Annotated in this window: 13 protein-coding genes; 12 read left to right on the forward strand and 1 reads right to left on the reverse strand. The window is 71.6% G+C overall.

Going from position 1 to position 15586, the window contains the following annotated elements; genetic code table 11:
- Positions 1-8 precede the first annotated feature (8 nt).
- The 9 genes from CSPHI_RS02855 to CSPHI_RS02895 all read left to right on the forward strand — a co-directional run bounded on the left by CSPHI_RS02855 (position 9) and on the right by CSPHI_RS02895 (position 10657).
- Positions 9-1388, forward strand: coding sequence for a sugar porter family MFS transporter (locus tag CSPHI_RS02855; RefSeq protein WP_084210425.1), 1380 nt, complete (start codon positions 9-11; stop codon positions 1386-1388).
- A gap of 170 nt (positions 1389-1558) precedes the next feature.
- The gene (gene ykgO, locus CSPHI_RS02860; RefSeq protein WP_005511141.1) at positions 1559-1681 is read left to right on the forward strand and encodes a type B 50S ribosomal protein L36; all 123 of its coding nucleotides are present in this window, start codon (positions 1559-1561) and stop codon (positions 1679-1681) included.
- Positions 1682-2185: 504 nt separating this feature from the next.
- Positions 2186-2410 (forward strand): glutaredoxin-like protein NrdH, encoded by a 225-nt coding sequence (gene nrdH, locus CSPHI_RS02865; RefSeq protein WP_075691418.1) that lies wholly within the window; start codon positions 2186-2188, stop codon positions 2408-2410.
- Between the two features lie 80 nt (positions 2411-2490).
- The gene (nrdI, locus tag CSPHI_RS02870; RefSeq protein WP_075691419.1) at positions 2491-2931 is read left to right on the forward strand and encodes a class Ib ribonucleoside-diphosphate reductase assembly flavoprotein NrdI; all 441 of its coding nucleotides are present in this window, start codon (positions 2491-2493) and stop codon (positions 2929-2931) included.
- Between the two features lie 260 nt (positions 2932-3191).
- Positions 3192-5297: a class 1b ribonucleoside-diphosphate reductase subunit alpha gene (gene nrdE / locus CSPHI_RS02875; RefSeq protein ID WP_425429736.1), complete on the forward strand. Its 2106-nt coding sequence runs from the start codon at positions 3192-3194 to the stop codon at positions 5295-5297.
- 186 nt (positions 5298-5483) lie between these two features.
- Positions 5484-6455 (forward strand): class 1b ribonucleoside-diphosphate reductase subunit beta, encoded by a 972-nt coding sequence (gene nrdF / locus CSPHI_RS02880; RefSeq protein WP_075693660.1) that lies wholly within the window; start codon positions 5484-5486, stop codon positions 6453-6455.
- A gap of 308 nt (positions 6456-6763) precedes the next feature.
- Positions 6764-8464 carry an aa3-type cytochrome oxidase subunit I gene (gene ctaD / locus CSPHI_RS02885; protein WP_075691421.1) on the forward strand — a complete coding sequence of 567 codons (1701 nt, stop codon included), beginning with the start codon at positions 6764-6766 and terminating at the stop codon, positions 8462-8464.
- A 139-nt stretch (positions 8465-8603) separates the two neighbouring features.
- Positions 8604-9917, forward strand: a complete 1314-nt coding sequence (gene serB, locus CSPHI_RS02890) for a phosphoserine phosphatase SerB (protein WP_425429737.1) — start codon at positions 8604-8606, stop codon at positions 9915-9917.
- Positions 9917-10657 (forward strand): hypothetical protein, encoded by a 741-nt coding sequence (locus CSPHI_RS02895; RefSeq protein WP_075691422.1) that lies wholly within the window; start codon positions 9917-9919, stop codon positions 10655-10657. The genes serB and CSPHI_RS02895 overlap by 1 nt, the downstream gene beginning before the upstream one ends.
- 73 nt (positions 10658-10730) lie before the next feature.
- Here CSPHI_RS02895 and CSPHI_RS02900 read toward each other — a convergent pair whose 3' ends face one another.
- Positions 10731-12308: an AMP-binding protein gene (locus tag CSPHI_RS02900; RefSeq protein WP_075691423.1), complete on the reverse strand. Its 1578-nt coding sequence runs from the start codon at positions 12306-12308 to the stop codon at positions 10731-10733.
- A gap of 190 nt (positions 12309-12498) precedes the next feature.
- Here CSPHI_RS02900 and CSPHI_RS02905 point away from each other — a divergent pair, with 190 nt between their 5' ends.
- The 3 genes from CSPHI_RS02905 to CSPHI_RS02915 are packed head-to-tail and all read left to right on the forward strand — an operon-like array spanning position 12499 to position 15579.
- Positions 12499-13308 (forward strand): SDR family oxidoreductase, encoded by an 810-nt coding sequence (locus tag CSPHI_RS02905; RefSeq protein WP_075691424.1) that lies wholly within the window; start codon positions 12499-12501, stop codon positions 13306-13308.
- A 10-nt stretch (positions 13309-13318) separates the two neighbouring features.
- Positions 13319-14545, forward strand: a complete 1227-nt coding sequence (locus CSPHI_RS02910; RefSeq protein ID WP_075691425.1) for an acyl-CoA dehydrogenase family protein — start codon at positions 13319-13321, stop codon at positions 14543-14545.
- Positions 14542-15579: a phosphotransferase family protein gene (locus tag CSPHI_RS02915; RefSeq protein WP_075691426.1), complete on the forward strand. Its 1038-nt coding sequence runs from the start codon at positions 14542-14544 to the stop codon at positions 15577-15579. The genes CSPHI_RS02910 and CSPHI_RS02915 overlap by 4 nt, the downstream gene beginning before the upstream one ends.
- Positions 15580-15586 lie beyond the last annotated feature (7 nt).

Raw genomic sequence — 15586 nt, forward strand, 5'->3', positions numbered from 1 at the left:
ATGGCATGATGACGGCCGTGATCGCCGCCTCCCCCGCGGCCGCCGCCCGCGGCCGCCGCAAGTCCATCGCCGTCGCCGCCGTCGCCGCCCTGGGCGGGCTGCTCTTCGGCTACGACACCGGGGTGATCTCCGGTGCGCTGCTGTTCATCCAGCGCTCCTTCGAGCTCACCCCGGCCCAGGAATCCACCGTCACCGCCATGCTGCTGGTCGGCGCCGCACTCGGCGCCGTCGCCGGCGGCCGGGTCGCCGACGCGATCGGCCGGCGGGCCACCATCGCCGCCGGCGCGGTCGGCTTCGTCGCCGGCTCCCTGTGGTCGGCGGCGGCGGGCTCGGCGGTGTCCCTCGGCGCCGCCCGCACCCTGCTCGGCCTGTGCATCGGCGCGGTCTCCATCGTGGTGCCCATGTACATCGCGGAGATGGCCGCCCCGGACATCCGCGGCCGGCTGGTCAGCCTGAACTCCCTGATGATCGTGATCGGCCAGCTGGTCGCCTTCCTCACCAACTCCGCCCTCGCCGGCTCCGGGGCCTGGCGGTGGATGCTGGGCCTGGGCGCGGTGCCCGCGGTGGTGCTGCTCGCCGGGATGGCGGCGCTGCCGGAGACCCCGGCGCACCTGGCCCGCCGCGGCCGCGCCGAGGAGGCGCTGCGGGTGCTGCGCGCCATGCGCGGCCCCGGCGCCGCCGCGGCCGATATCGAGGTCGCCGAGGGATCGGCGGATGCGGCCACCCGCCGCCGGGAGCGCTCCCTGCTGCGGGTGCCCTGGATCCGGCGCTCGGTGGCGGTGGCGATGACCATCGGCGTGATCCAGCAGATCACCGGGGTCAACGCGATCGTCTACTTCGCGCCCACGATGATGGCCAAGGTGGGCCTGTCCGCGCAGAACGCGGTGTACACCTCCATCGTGATCGGCACCGTGTCGGTGGTGATGTGCGCCGTGGGCATGGCCGTCATCGACCGGGTCGGCCGGCGCCGGATGCTGCTCATCGGCCTGGCCGGCTGCTCGGCCTCGCTGGTCGCGCTGGCCCCCGCCTACCGGGCGGCCGCCGGCTCGACGGCCGCGGCGATGCTCGCCCTGGGCCTGATGGCCCTGTTCATCGCCTTCCAGCAGGCCTCGGTGTCGGTGGCCACCTGGCTGCTCATCTCCGAGGTGGTGCCCGCCGAGGTGCGCGGGGTGGGCATGGGCCTGGCCGGGCTGGCCCTGTGGGTGGCCAACTGGGCGGTGGCGCAGTCCTTCCTGCCCCTGGTCGAGGCGGTGGGCGGCGCCGCCTCCTTCCTGCTCTTCGCCTGCTTCGGCGCCGCCGCGGCGGTGTTCACCGCCCGGGTGGTGCCGGAGACCGCCGGGGTGAGCCTGGCGGAGGTGCGCCGCCGGATGCGCGCCGCCGCGGGGTAGCCCGCCGGGGCGCCGCCGGCCGGGGGGCTTTTGGCCCCCGGTCGGCTCGTGCGGTAGCATGCCCATTCGTGCCGTGACGCCTCCGCTGGCGTCACCGCGGGTGCCCGCCGCCCTCCCGCAGGCGGCGCGGCAGCCCCGAGGTCCCAGGTCGACAGGAAAGGAGCGCCCGAATGAAGGTTCGCAAGTCCCTTCGGTCGCTGAAGAACAAGCCGGGCGCCCAGGTCGTGCGTCGCCGCGGCAAGGTCTACGTGATCAACAAGAAGGAGCCGCGCTTCAAGGCCCGCCAGGGCTGAGCCGGCGGCGCCGCGAACGGCGCCGGGGGCCGCGCACCGGGGAACCGGTGCGCGGCCCCTTTCCCATGCCCGGGGCCCGGCGCCCCGGGGGCGCCGGCGGGGGAGGGGCGGTGCGGCGGCGCCCGGGGTCCGGGGTGGCCGGCGTGCACCGCGGCGCCCCGGCCCGCCGGCGGTCGCGCGGCGGCGGCGAACGGCCCCGAAAGGGGGTGGCCGCGACCTGCGGCGGCGTGGCCCGGGGCGGCGAATCACATCGATGTGGGCCAATCGACAACGCGATTCCGAGGACGAATCACAGCCGTGTGATGATCACATGCGCCACATCTAGTGCCGCCGCTCCGGGCGAGCTGGGAATATCAGAGGTGTAACTACTACATGTAGTGCCACTGGCCTTTTTCGGGCCCTATGTGTAGTGTTTCGAGGTGTCGCGCCGAGGAGGCGCGAGCGGCACCGGAAGAGGTTTTCCGGCCCGCGGGGAACCCGGATTTTACGTGAGGAAGTGCCACCATGGTCACCGTCTACAGCAAGCCCGCCTGCGTGCAGTGCCGCGCCACCACCCGGGCCCTGGACAAGGCCGGCATCGAGTACGACGTCGTGGACATCACCCTCGATGACGAGGCCCGCGACTACGTCATGGCCATGGGGCACCTCCAGGCGCCCGTGGTGGACACGGGCAGCGAGACCTGGTCCGGCTTCCGGCCGGACCGGATCAGGGCCCTGCAGGCCGCCTGAGCCCGCGTCGCGGGACACCATCACCGGGCCGCGACCCCGACCGCGGGGTCGCGGCCCTTCGTCGAGGAGGCGAGAAAGTCATGCTGATCGTCTACTACTCCTCCGCCACCGGCAACACCCGCCGGTTCGTGGAGAAGCTGGGGCTGCCGTCGGCGGCGATCCCCCAGCGCAAAAGCGAGCCGCCGCTGCGGGTGACCGAGCCCTACGTCCTGATCTGCCCCACCTACGGCGGCGGGGCGTCGATCTCCGGAGGCAACACCCGGCCGGTGCCGCCCCAGGTCATCCGCTTCCTCAACGACGAGGACAACCGGGCGCTGATCCGCGGCGTGATCGCCGGCGGCAACTCCAACTTCGGCACCGACTTCGGCCTGGCCGGCGACGTCATCTCCGCCAAATGCAAGGTGCCCTACCTGTACCGCTTCGAGCTGATGGGCAATGAGGAGGACGTGGCCACGGTGCAGGCCGGGATCGCCGAGTTCGAGCGCCGGCTGGCCGCCGCCGAGGGGGCGCTGAGCGCCTGAGCCGAGCATCGACGACCCCGGGCGCCGAGGTGGGCGCCCGGGCGGGGGAGGCGACTCCCCCGGGGCCGCGGCCGCAGCCGCGGCGACCACCTCCCCATTCCACGGAAGGACGCCGGGGCGGGCGCACCCGCCCCGGCCACGAGGACGAGAACACACGGAAAACGACGCCCCCGCGGGACGCGGGCGGGCGAGGGAAGACAGGGAGTGACGGTTTGACTGACAAGGGCAGGTCCGTGCCGGAGCCGCAGGGCGAGGAGCAGATGGACTACCACGCGCTCAACGCGCTGCTGAACCTCTACGACGATGACGGCAAGATCCAGTTCGACAAGGACCGGGAGGCGGCGCGGCAGTACTTCCTGCAGCACGTCAACCAGAACACGGTCTTCTTCCACAACCTCAAGGAGAAGCTGGACTACCTGGTCGAGAACAAGTACTACGACCCGGTGGTGCTCGACAAGTACGAGTTCGCCGACGTCAAGGCCCTGTTCAAGCAGGCCTACGCGCACAAGTTCCGCTTCGCCAGCTTCCTCGGCGCGTACAAGTACTACACCTCGTACACGCTGAAGACCTTCGACGGGAAGCGCTACCTGGAGCGCTACGAGGACCGGGTGTGCATGGTCGCGCTCACCCTCGCCGACGGCGACCTGGCCCTGGCCCGGCACCTGGTCGACGAGATCATCTCCGGGCGCTTCCAGCCGGCCACGCCGACCTTCCTCAACTCCGGCAAGGCCCAGCGCGGGGAGCCGGTGAGCTGCTTCCTGCTGCGCATCGAGGACAACATGGAGTCCATCGGCCGGGCCATCAACTCCTCGCTGCAGCTGTCCAAGCGCGGCGGCGGGGTGGCGCTGCTGCTGTCCAACCTGCGCGAGCAGGGCGCGCCGATCAAGCACATCGAGAACCAGTCCTCCGGGGTGATCCCGGTGATGAAGCTGCTCGAGGACTCCTTCTCCTACGCCAACCAGCTCGGCGCCCGGCAGGGCGCCGGCGCGGTGTACCTGCACGCGCACCACCCGGACATCATGCGCTTCCTGGACACCAAGCGGGAGAACGCCGACGAGAAGATCCGGATCAAGAGCCTGTCGCTGGGCGTGGTCATCCCGGACATAACCTTCGAGCTGGCCAAGCGCAACGACGACATGTACCTGTTCAGCCCCTATGACGTGGAGCGGATCTACGGCAAGCCCTTCGCCGACGTCAACGTGTCCGAGAACTACGCGGACATGGTGGAGGACCCGCGGATCAAGAAGCAGAAGATCAACGCCCGGGCCTTCTTCCAGACCATCGCCGAGATCCAGTTCGAGTCCGGTTACCCGTACATCATGTTCGAGGACACCGTGAACCGGGCGAACCCCATCAAGGGCCACATCACCCACTCCAACCTGTGCTCGGAGATCCTGCAGGTCTCCACGCCCTCGGAGTACAACGAGGACCTGTCCTACGCCCACGTCGGCGAGGACATCTCCTGCAACCTGGGCTCGATGAACATCGCCATGGCCATGGACTCCCCGGACTTCTCCGCCACCATCGAGACCGCGATCCGGGGCCTGACCGCGGTGAGCGACCAGACCTCCATCGACTCGGTGCCCTCCATCCGCAAGGGCAACGACAAATCCCACGCGATCGGCCTGGGCCAGATGAACCTGCACGGCTACCTCGGCCGGGAGCGGATCCACTACGGCTCCGAGGAGGGCATCGACTTCACCAACATCTACTTCTACTGCGTGCTCTACGAGGCGCTGAAGGCCTCCAATGCGCTGGCCGAGGAGCGCGGGGTGCGCTTCGGCGGCTTCGAGGAGTCGAAGTACGCCACCGGCGAGTTCTTCGACAAGTACATCGACCGGGAGTGGAAGCCGGCCACCGCCCGGGTGCAGGAGCTCTTCGACAACTCCAGCGTGCACGTGCCCACCCAGGACGACTGGCGGGAGCTGAAGGCGCGGATCCAGGAGCACGGCCTGTACAACCGGAACCTGCAGGCGGTGCCGCCGACGGGCTCCATCTCGTACATCAACAACTCCACCTCGTCGATCCACCCGATCGCCTCCAAGATCGAGATCCGCAAGGAGGGCAAGATCGGCCGCGTCTACTACCCGGCGCCGCATATGGACAACGACAACCTGGAGTACTTCGCGGACGCCTACGAGGTGGGCTACGAGAAGATCATCGACACCTACGCCGCGGCCACCCAGCACGTGGACCAGGGCCTGTCGCTGACCCTGTTCTTCAAGGACACCGCCACCACCCGCGACATCAACCGGGCGCAGATCTACGCCTGGCGCAAGGGCATCAAGACCATCTACTACATCCGGCTGCGGCAGGTCGCGCTGGAGGGCACCGAGCTCTCCGGCTGCGTCAGCTGCATGCTCTAGGCCCCCGCCCGACCCCGCGGACCCCGGTGCCCACGGCACCGGGGTTCCGTCGGAGCGGGGCCGCCCCGGCCCCCGGCCCGGCGCCCGGCGCCGGGGATAGACTGACACCCGAGAATCGACCCCTGGAGGTTCGCCATGACCGTCAACCGCGACGACTGCCCCCCTTCGACGCCCGCCCACCGGGAGATGAACCCGGAGGCCAAGGCCTGCCCGGTGGCCGCCATCGACTGGAACACCATCCCCGACGAGAAGGACCTGGAGGTCTGGGACCGGCTCACCGGCAACTTCTGGCTGCCGGAGAAGGTGCCGCTGTCCAACGACATCAAGAGCTGGAACACCCTCAACGAGCTGGAGCAGCGCACCACCATGCGCGTGTTCACCGGCCTGACCATGCTGGACACCATCCAGGGCACGGTCGGCGCGGTGAACCTGCTGCCGGACGCGATCACCCCGCATGAGGAGGCGGTGTACACCAACATCGCCTTCATGGAGTCGGTGCACGCGAAGAGCTACTCCTCGATCTTCCAGACCCTGGCCTCGACCCCGGAGATCAACGACGCCTTCCGCTGGGGCGAGGAGAACGAGCACCTGCAGAACAAGGCGCAGATCATCCTCGGCTACTACGAGGGCGGGGATCCGCTGAAGAAGAAGGTGGCCTCCGTCATCCTGGAGTCCTTCCTCTTCTACTCCGGTTTCTACCTGCCGATGTACTGGTCCAGCCACGCCAAGCTGACCAACACCGCCGACATCATCCGGCTGATCATCCGGGACGAGGCGGTGCACGGCTACTACATCGGCTACAAGTACCAGAAGAACCTGGAGCTCAAGCCGGCCGCGGAGCGCGAGGAGCTCAAGGACTGGACCTACGACCTGCTGCTGGAGCTCTACGACAACGAGATCCAGTACACCGAGGACCTCTACGACGAGCTGGGCTGGACCGAGGACGTCAAGCGCTTCCTGCGCTACAACGCGAACAAGGCCCTGAACAACCTCGGCTACGAGGGGGTCTTCCCGCAGGACGAGTGCCGGGTCTCCCCGGCGATCCTCTCCGCGCTGAGCCCCAACGCCGACGAGAACCACGACTTCTTCTCCGGGGCGGGCTCCTCCTACGTCATGGGCAAGGCGGAGTCCACCGAGGACGAGGACTGGGACTTCTAGGCGCCGCCGGCGCCGGGGCCACCCCCGCCGGGGGTGGCGGCGCGCCGGGGCTCTCCGCCCGCACCGCGCCATCATGGGGACATCACCGCAGCTTAAGGGAATTCTCAGGTGGCGCGCAGGTGCCGCGGGTGCCCCGGGAACCCCGTGGGGTATGGTGGGCCCTTAACATTTACTCAGGTTGCCGCTAGACTCGGCAGCGCACGCCAGGGGCGGACTTCCTTCGGGAGGCCCGCTTCCAGTACCATCCAGGCAGCAAAGAACTTGGACGACCCTTAATGACGAGGATCGTCGCGTAGTCAGGAGGAAGAATGACTGCAGTAGCGCCACGTCCCGGTCACGACGTGACCGTGGCCGAGCGTCCTGCGCCTTTCGGGCACTCTCGCAAGGGCAACTGGGCATGGGACATGCTCACGACGACGGACCACAAGAAGCTCGGCGTGATGTACATCACCATGAGCTTCACGTTCTTCTTCGTGGGCGGCCTCATGGCCCTGCTGATCCGCGCGGAGCTGTTCCAGCCGGGACTCCAGTTCCTGTCCAATGAGCAGTTCAACCAGCTGTTCACGATGCACGGCACCGTGATGCTGCTGCTCTTCGGGACGCCCATCGTGTGGGGCTTCTCGAACTACATCCTGCCGCTGCAGATCGGCGCCCCGGACGTGGCCTTCCCGCGTCTGAACGCCTTCGGCTTCTGGCTCACCACCGCCGGCGGCGTGCTCATGCTGTCCGGCTTCCTCACCCCGGGCGGCGCCGCCGACTTCGGCTGGACCATGTACTCGCCGCTCTCGGACTCCATCCACTCCCCGGGCGTCGGCTCGGACCTGTGGATCGTCGGCGTCGGCGTCGGCGGCGTGGGCACCATCGCCTCCGCCATCAACATGATCACCACCGTGCTGTGCCTGCGCGCCCCGGGCATGACCATGTTCCGGATGCCCATCTTCACCTGGAACATCATGGTCACCTCGATCGTGGTGCTGCTGATCTTCCCGATCCTCACCGCCGCGGCGCTGGGCATCCTCTACGACCGCAAGCTGGGCGGGCACATCTACGACCCGGCCAACGGCGGCGCCATCCTGTGGCAGCACCTGTTCTGGTTCTTCGGCCACCCCGAGGTCTACGTGCTGCTGCTGCCCTTCGTGGGCATCGTCACCGAGGTCGTGCCGGTGTTCTCCCGCAAGCCGCTGTTCGGCTACGCGGGCATGGTCTTCGCGACCCTGTCCATCGCCGGCCTGTCCATGGCCGTCTGGGCGCACCACATGTTCGTCACCGGCGCGGTGCTGCTGCCCTTCTTCTCCTTCATGACCTTCCTCATCTCGGTGCCCACCGGCGTGAAGTTCTTCAACTGGCTGGGCACCATGTGGAAGGCGCACCTGACCTTCGAGACGCCGATGATCTTCGCCCTCGGCTTCGTGGTCACCTTCCTCTTCGGCGGCCTGACCGGCATCATGCTGGCCTCCCCGCCGCTGGACTTCCACATCTCGGACACCTACTTCATCGTCGCGCACTTCCACTACACCCTCTTCGGCACCCTGGTCTTCGCCTCCTACTCGGGCCTGTACTTCTGGTTCCCGAAGATGACCGGCCGGATGCTCGACGAGAAGCTGGGCAAGATCCACTTCTGGCTGACCTTCGTCGGCTTCCACGCCACCTTCCTGGTCCAGCACTGGCTGGGCAACGAGGGCATGCCGCGCCGCTACGCCGACTACCTGGAGACCGACGGGTTCACCACCCTGAACATGTTCTCCACCGTCGGCTCCCTGGTGCTGGGCCTGTCCGTGCTGCCCTTTATCTGGAACGTGTTCAAGTCGGTCCGCTACGGCGAGGTCGTCACCGTGGACGACCCGTGGGGCTACGGCAACTCCCTGGAGTGGGCCACCACCTGCCCGCCGCCGCGCCACAACTTCACCTCCATGCCGCGGATCCGCTCCGAGCGCCCCGCGTTCGAGCTGCACTATCCGCACATGGTTGAGCGCATGCGCGCCGAGGCGCATATCGGCCGTCAGCTCTAGACGGCGCACTGACTACGCGAAGACCGCCCCCGCCGGACCCCGGCGGGGGCGTTCGCGTGCCCGGGGGAGCCCGCCCGGGCGGATCCGGCCCGCCGGCGGCGGTGCCCCCGGTGCCGGGCGCCGGTCGCGACATGGGATAATCCGGTGCGTGAACACCCCCGACGCCACCGCCGCCCCCGACGCCGCCGGGGCGAGCGCGCCCGCCCGCCCCGCCGACACCGTCGCCGTGCCCGAGGGCCACGTCACCGCCGTGGTCACCGCCGACGGCCCCGACCGCCCCGGCGTCTCCGCCGCCTTCTTCCGGGTGCTCGCCGCGCACCAGGTGCAGCTGCTCGACGTGGAGCAGTCCGTGTTCCGCCGGCGGCTCTCCCTGGGCGCGCTCATCGGGGTGGACCCGGGGCGGCTGGGCGTCCTCGCCGAGGGCCTCACCGAGACCCTGCGCGACCGGGGCATGGCCGTGGAGGTCACCACCGAGGGCGTGGACGCCATCCGGCAGGCCTCCACCCACGCGGTGGTGGTGCTCGGCAACCCCCTGGAGGCCTCCGACATCTCCCGGATCGGCCAGGTGCTCGCCGACTACGGGGCGAACATCGACACCATCCGGGGCATCGCCGACTACCCGGTCACCGGCCTGGAGCTGAAGGTCACCATCGCCAACCCGCGCCCCGGCGGGGGCGTGCCGCTGCGCAAGGCCCTCGCCGAGCTGGCCGGGGAATCCGCGGTGGACATCGCCATCGAGCGCGAGGGCCTGGCCCGCCGCTCCAAGCGCCTGATCTGCTTCGACGTGGACTCCACGCTCATCACCGGGGAGGTCATCGAGATGCTCGCCGCGCACGCCGGCCGGGAGGCCGAGGTCGCCGCGGTCACCGAGCGGGCCATGCGCGGCGAACTCGACTTCGCCGAATCCCTGCACGAGCGGGTCGCCGCCCTGGCCGGACTGCCCGAGTCGGTGCTCGACGAGGTCGCCGAGTCCATCCGGCTCACCCCCGGGGCGCGCACCACCATCCGCACCCTCAAGCGCCTGGGCTACAAGGCCGGGGCGGTCTCCGGCGGGTTCATCCAGATCCTGGAGCCCCTGGCGAAGGACCTCGGCCTGGACTTCTACCGGGCGAACACCCTGGAGGTGGTCGACGGCCGGCTCACCGGGCGGGTCGTCGGCGACATCATCGACCGGGAGGAGAAGGCGCGCAGCCTGCGCCGCTTCGCCGAGGAGTCCGGGCTCGGCATGCACCAGACGGTGGCCGTCGGCGACGGCGCCAACGACATCGACATGCTCTCCGTGGCCGGCCTGGGCATCGCCTTCAACGCGAAACCGGCGCTGAAGGAGGTGGCGGACACCTCGGTGAACAACCCCTTCCTGGACGAGGTGCTCTTCTTCCTGGGCATCGCCCGGGAGGAGATCGACCAGGCCGACCGGGAGGACGGCACCGCGCGGCGGGTGCCGCTGGGCTGATGGAAGCGCAGGCGGCGATCCCCGACTGGTTCCGGACGGCGCACGCCCGGCTCACCGCGGTGCACGCCCGCGGCGGCCGGGAGGACCCGGCGAACCCGGAGACGGTGCGCGCGATGCAGATCGCGCTGCGCATCCCCAAGGACCCGCCCCCGGGGCGCACCGCCCTGCTGGAGGCCGCGGCCACCGCGGTGGTGGCGCTCTGCCTGGACGAGCGCGCCGGGGCCGGCGGCGATTTCGCCGACGCCCTGGACGGCTGGTACGGCGCCCGGATCCGGAAAATCGCGCGCCGCGCCCGGGCGGGCCGCTGGGACCGGCTCGCGGCGCTGCCCGGGGTGACCGCGGAGGTCGACGGGGCCGCGGCCCGGGCTTTCCCGCCCACCCCGGTCGGCCAGGTGCACCCGGACATCGCCCGGCTGCAGATCGGGGGCACCGAGGTGCCCGCCGACGATCCCGGCCCGCCCCGGGCGTCGGCGCCGGTGGTGTACATCGACGCCGGGCTGGGCATGACCGTGGGCAAGGACGCCGCCCAGGTGGGCCATGCCGCGATGCTGCTGGCCGCGGCGATGGACGTGGCCGAGGCCTGGGGGTGGGCGGCGGCCGGGTTCCCGTTGAGCGTGCGCGAGCTGCCCGCCGGGGAGTTCCGCCGCCGGGCCGCCCGGGCGGCGGTCACCGTCGCCGACGCCGGGTTCACCGAGGTGCGTCCCGGGGCGGTCACCGTCTGCGCGGACCGGGCGCCCTGAGCGGGGCGCCGGATCGGCGCCGGCCGCGCCCGGCGCCGGGTGGCGCGGGCGCGGCCCGGGGCGGGGGAGGGCGCTAGAGGTTCTTCAGCTCCCGGCGCAGGATCTTGCCGGTGGCGGACTTGGGGATCTCCTCCAGGAAGCCCACCGCGCGGACCTTCTTGTAGGGGGCGACCCGGTCCTCGACGAAGTCCATGATCTCCTCGGCGAGCCGATCCGAGGGCTCGTGGCCCTCCTTCAGCGCCACGTAGGCCTTGGGGATCTCCTCCCCGTCATGCTCCCGGATGACCCCGACGCAGCCGGCGTCGGCCACCGCCGGATGCCGCAGCAGCACGTCCTCCAGCTCCGCCGGCGGCACCTGGTAGCCCTTGTACTTGATGAGCTCCTTGAAGCGGTCCACGATGTAGACGTTGCCCTCGGCGTCGAGCTCGGCCATGTCCCCGGTGCGCAGCCAGCCGTCGCCGGGCAGGGTGGCCCGGTTGGCCTCCTCGTTGTTGAGGTAGCCGGCCATCACCTGGGGCCCGCGGATCCACAGCTCGCCCGGGGCGGAGTGGCCGGAGTCGGGCACCCCGATCTCGGGCAGCGCCTCATCGGCGACGTCGACGATCTTGTACTCGGTGTTCGCCACCGCCCGGCCGATGGAGTCCAGGGGCGCGTCATGGCCGATCCGCAGATGGGTCACCGGGGAGGACTCGGTCATCCCGAAGCCCTGCGCCATGGTGCAGCCGACCCGCTCCTCCACGGCCTTGGCCAGGTCGTTCTGCAGCGGCGCCGCCCCGGAGAGCACCACCTCCAGGCTGGACAGGTCGAACTGGTCCACCGCCGGGTGCTTGGCCAGGGCCACCGCGATCGGCGGGGCGACGAAGGCGAAGCGCACCTTGTAGTCGGCGATGATGCCGAGGAAGGAGCCGAAGTCGAACTGGCCCATGGTGTACTGGGTGGCCCGCTTGTACAGGCACATGTTGAGCAGCGCGGTGAGCCCGTAGATGTGGAAGAAGGGCAGCACGGTCACCGTGGGGGTCTCCTCGGTGAGGGCGTCCCCGGCGGCCATCGAGGCCTGCACGATGTTGCTGGTCAGGTTGCGGTGGGTGAGCTGCACGCCCTTGGGCACCCCGGTGGTGCCGGAGGAGAAGGGGATCACCGCCACCGCGTCGGGGTCGATGTCCACCTCGGGGGCGGGGTGGCCCTCGGCGAGGATCTCGCCCATGCCGTGCACGCCGGTCAGGCCGATGATCCGCTCGGCGGGCAGGCCGGCGTTCTCCGCGCCGATGGTGCCCGCCCAGCCGATCGCGGAGGTGGTGAGCATGGTGGTGGCCCCGGCGACGCGCAGCTGCTTCTCCACGTCCTCGGTGGTGGCCATGGAGGCCACCGTGGTGCAGATCGCGCCGGCGCGGAGCACCCCGTGGAAGGCCACGGCGAAGGTGGTGGAGTTCGGGCAGTGCAGGGCGACCACGTCGCCCGGGCGCACCCCGCGGGCGGCGAGCGCCCCGGCGAAGGCCTCCACATCGGCCTTCAGCTCGGCGAAGGTGACCTCGGCGCCGGAGTCGGCGATGGCCACCTTGTCCCGGTGCCGCTCGTCGATTTCGCCGAAGATCAGGTCGAAGACGCTGCACTCCGGCATCGGGTGGTTCATGATCTGGGCGCTGATCGGCATGGTGCTCCTCGGGGGTCGGCGGCGCCGGCGGGCGGGATGTTCCGCCGGCAAAGTGATGCGCATCACCCTACCCCGGAACCGGGGTCACGGGGGTGGAATCGACGCATGGGAAAACAAAACAGTGACCGGGATCACGAATCCTCACTAGGGTGAGGGCCGACCCACCTTCCGCGAACCCCGAGGACCGCACATGATCTCCCACGACTTCACCGGGCGCGTCGCGCTCATCACCGGCGGCACCCGCGGCATCGGCCGCGCCACCGCCGAACTGCTCGCCGCCGCCGGCGCCCGGGTGGCGCTGACCTCCCGCTCCGCCGGGGCCGCGGCGGCCGCCGCGGAGGAGATCGCCGCCGCCGCCGGGGTGGACCCGGCGATGGTCACCGGGCATGGCGCGCACGCCGCGGACCCGGACGCCGCCGATGCCGCCGCCGCCGCGGCGGCCGCGGCGCACGGCCGGCTGGACATCCTGGTGAACAACGCCGGCACCAACCCCGCCTACGGGCCGCTCACCCGCCAGCCGCAGGCCGCCCTGGACAAGACCATGGCGGTCAACGCCCTGGCCCCGGTGTCCTGGGCCCGCGCCGCGGTGGATCACGGCCTGGGCGCGCACCCGGGGGCGGCGATCGTCAACGTCTCCTCCATCGGGGCGCTGACGGTGGAGGACGGGCTCGGCGCCTATGACGCGGCGAAGGCGGCGCTGCTGCACATCACCCGGCAGCTGGCCCGGGAGCTGGCGCCGGCGGTGCGGGTCAACGCGGTCTCCCCGGGCATCGTGCGCACCCGGCTGTCCGAGGCTCTGTGGTCCGGCCGGGAGGCCGCGGTGGCGGCGACCACCCCGCTGGGCCGGCTCGGTGAACCCGCCGACGTCGCCGCCGCCATCGCCTTCCTCGCCGGCGAGGCCGCCGCCTGGATCACCGGGGCGAACCTGGTCATCGACGGCGGGCAGCTGATCGGGGTCGGCGCCCCCGAGGTCGCCGGGGCCCCCGGGGCCGGGGCGTAAGGGGGCCGCCGTGGATTTCGCGCACAGCGCGCGGGCCCGGGCCCTGCACACCGAGCTCGCCGAGTTCATCGACACCCGGGTGCTGCCCGCGGAGGCGATCGCCGCCGCCCAGATCGCCGGCTCCGGGAACCCGCACCACCATCCGCCGGTGCTGGAGGAGCTCAAGGCCGAGGCCCGCGAGCGCGGGCTGTGGAACCTCTTCCACCCGCACCCGGGCGCCGGCCCCGGCCGGCCGGGGCTCAGCAACGTGGAGTACGCGCCCCTGGCGGAGCTGATGGGGCGCAGCCCGCACCTGGCGCCGGAGGCGTGCAACTGCAACGCCCCGGACACCGGGAACATGGAGATCCTGGAGCTCTTCGGCACCGGGGAGCACCGGCGGCGCTGGCTGGAGCCGCTGCTGGCCGGGGAGATCCGCTCCGCGTTCTGCATGACCGAACCCGGGGTGGCCTCCTCCGACGCCACCAACATCGCCATGGCCTTCCGCAGGGTCGACGGCGGCTGGCGGCTCACCGGGCGCAAATGGTTCGCCTCCAATGCGATGCACCCGCATCTCGCGGTGCTCATCGTCATGGGCGTCACCGACCCGGACGCCGACCCGCACCGCCGGCAGTCCATGCTGGTGGTGCCCGCCGACGCCCCCGGGGTGCGGGTGCTGCGCAATCTCCCGGTGTTCGGCTACCACGACCGGGAGGGTCATGCGGTGGTGGAGTTCGACGGGGTCTTCGTCCCCGACGCCGATGTGCTCGCCGGGGCGGGGGAGGGCTTCGCCATCGCCCAGGCCCGGCTCGGCCCGGGCCGGATCCACCATGCGATGCGCTGCATCGGGATGGCCGAGCGGGCCCTGGCGCTGCTCTGCCGGCGGGCCGGCGAACGGGAGACCTTCGGCCGGCGCCTGGCGGACCGGGACAATATCCGGGACTGGATCGCCGAATCCCGGGTGGACATCGAGATGGCCCGGCTGCTCACCCTCAAGGCGGCCTGGCTGATGGACACCGCCGGCAACCGGGCCGCGGCCCAGGAGATCGCCGCGATCAAGGTCGCCGCGCCCCGGGCGGCGCTGCGGGTGGTGGACCGGGCGATCCAGGTGCACGGCGGCGCCGGGGTCACCGACGAGACCCCGCTGGCGTCCTTCTGGGCCGGGTTGCGCGCGCTGCGCTTGGCCGACGGCCCCGATGAGGTGCACCTGCGCACCATCGCCCGGGCCGAACTGCGCGCCGGGCGGGGGGAGGTCCGGTGAGCGGGGCGACGGGGGCCGCCGCCTTCGATGGGGCGCGGCTGGCCGACTGGCTCTCCGGCCTGGCCGGGGCCACCCGCGGGCCGGTCGAGCTCACCCGGCTCGGCGCCGGCCAGTCCAACCTCACCTACCGGGCCGTCGACGCCGCCGGGGCCTCGGTGGTGGTGCGCCGGCCCCCGCTGGGCCGGCTCGCCGCCTCCGCGCACGACGTCACCCGGGAGGGCCGGGTGATGGCCGCCCTGGCGGGTACCGCGGTGCCGGTGCCGGCCATCCTCGGCATCGCCGAGGCCGGCGCCGTCGCGGACGCCCCCGTGGTGGCGATGGCGGAGGTGCACGGGGTGGCGCTGACCTCGCCCTGGCAGGCCCAGGCGATGACCCCGGCGGCCCGCGCCGCCGCCGCGGACGGCCTGGTCGACGCGATGGTCGCGATCCACCGGGTGGATCTGGGGGCCACCGGCCTGGCCGGCCTGGCCTCCCATGAGCCCTACGCGCCGCGGCAGCTGCGCCGCTGGTCGGCGCAGTGGGAGCGCACCCGCACCCGGGAGCAGCCGGTGGTCGAGGAGCTCACCGCCCGGCTCGCCGCGGCGGCGCCGACCCGGCGGCGCACCGTGCTCGTGCACGGGGACCTGCACCTGGGCAACCTGGTCGTCGGCGGCGCCGACGGGCGGGTGCTGGCGGTGCTGGACTGGGAGCTGGCCACCCTCGGCGATCCGCTGGCCGACGTGGGCACCCTGCTGTCCTACTGGCCGGAGCGCGACGGGCTGGTGCTGCCCGGGTTCGCCGCCGCCCTGGAGGAGGGCTTCCCGGACGGGGCCCATCTTGCGGCCCGCTACCTGGAGGCCACCGGGGAGGACCCGGCGGCGCTGGCCTACTGGCACGCCCTGGGCCTGTGGAAGGTGGCGATCATCGCCGAGGGGGTGCTGCGCCGGGTGCGGGACATGCCCGCCAACGCCGCCCCCGCCGGGGCGCCCACGGTGGAGCTGGTCGACGCCCTGATCGAGCACGCCCGCGCCGCCGCGGACCGCGCCGGGCTCTAGCCGGCCC

Source organism: Corynebacterium sphenisci DSM 44792, assembly GCF_001941505.1.
Lineage (GTDB): Bacteria > Actinomycetota > Actinomycetes > Mycobacteriales > Mycobacteriaceae > Corynebacterium > Corynebacterium sphenisci.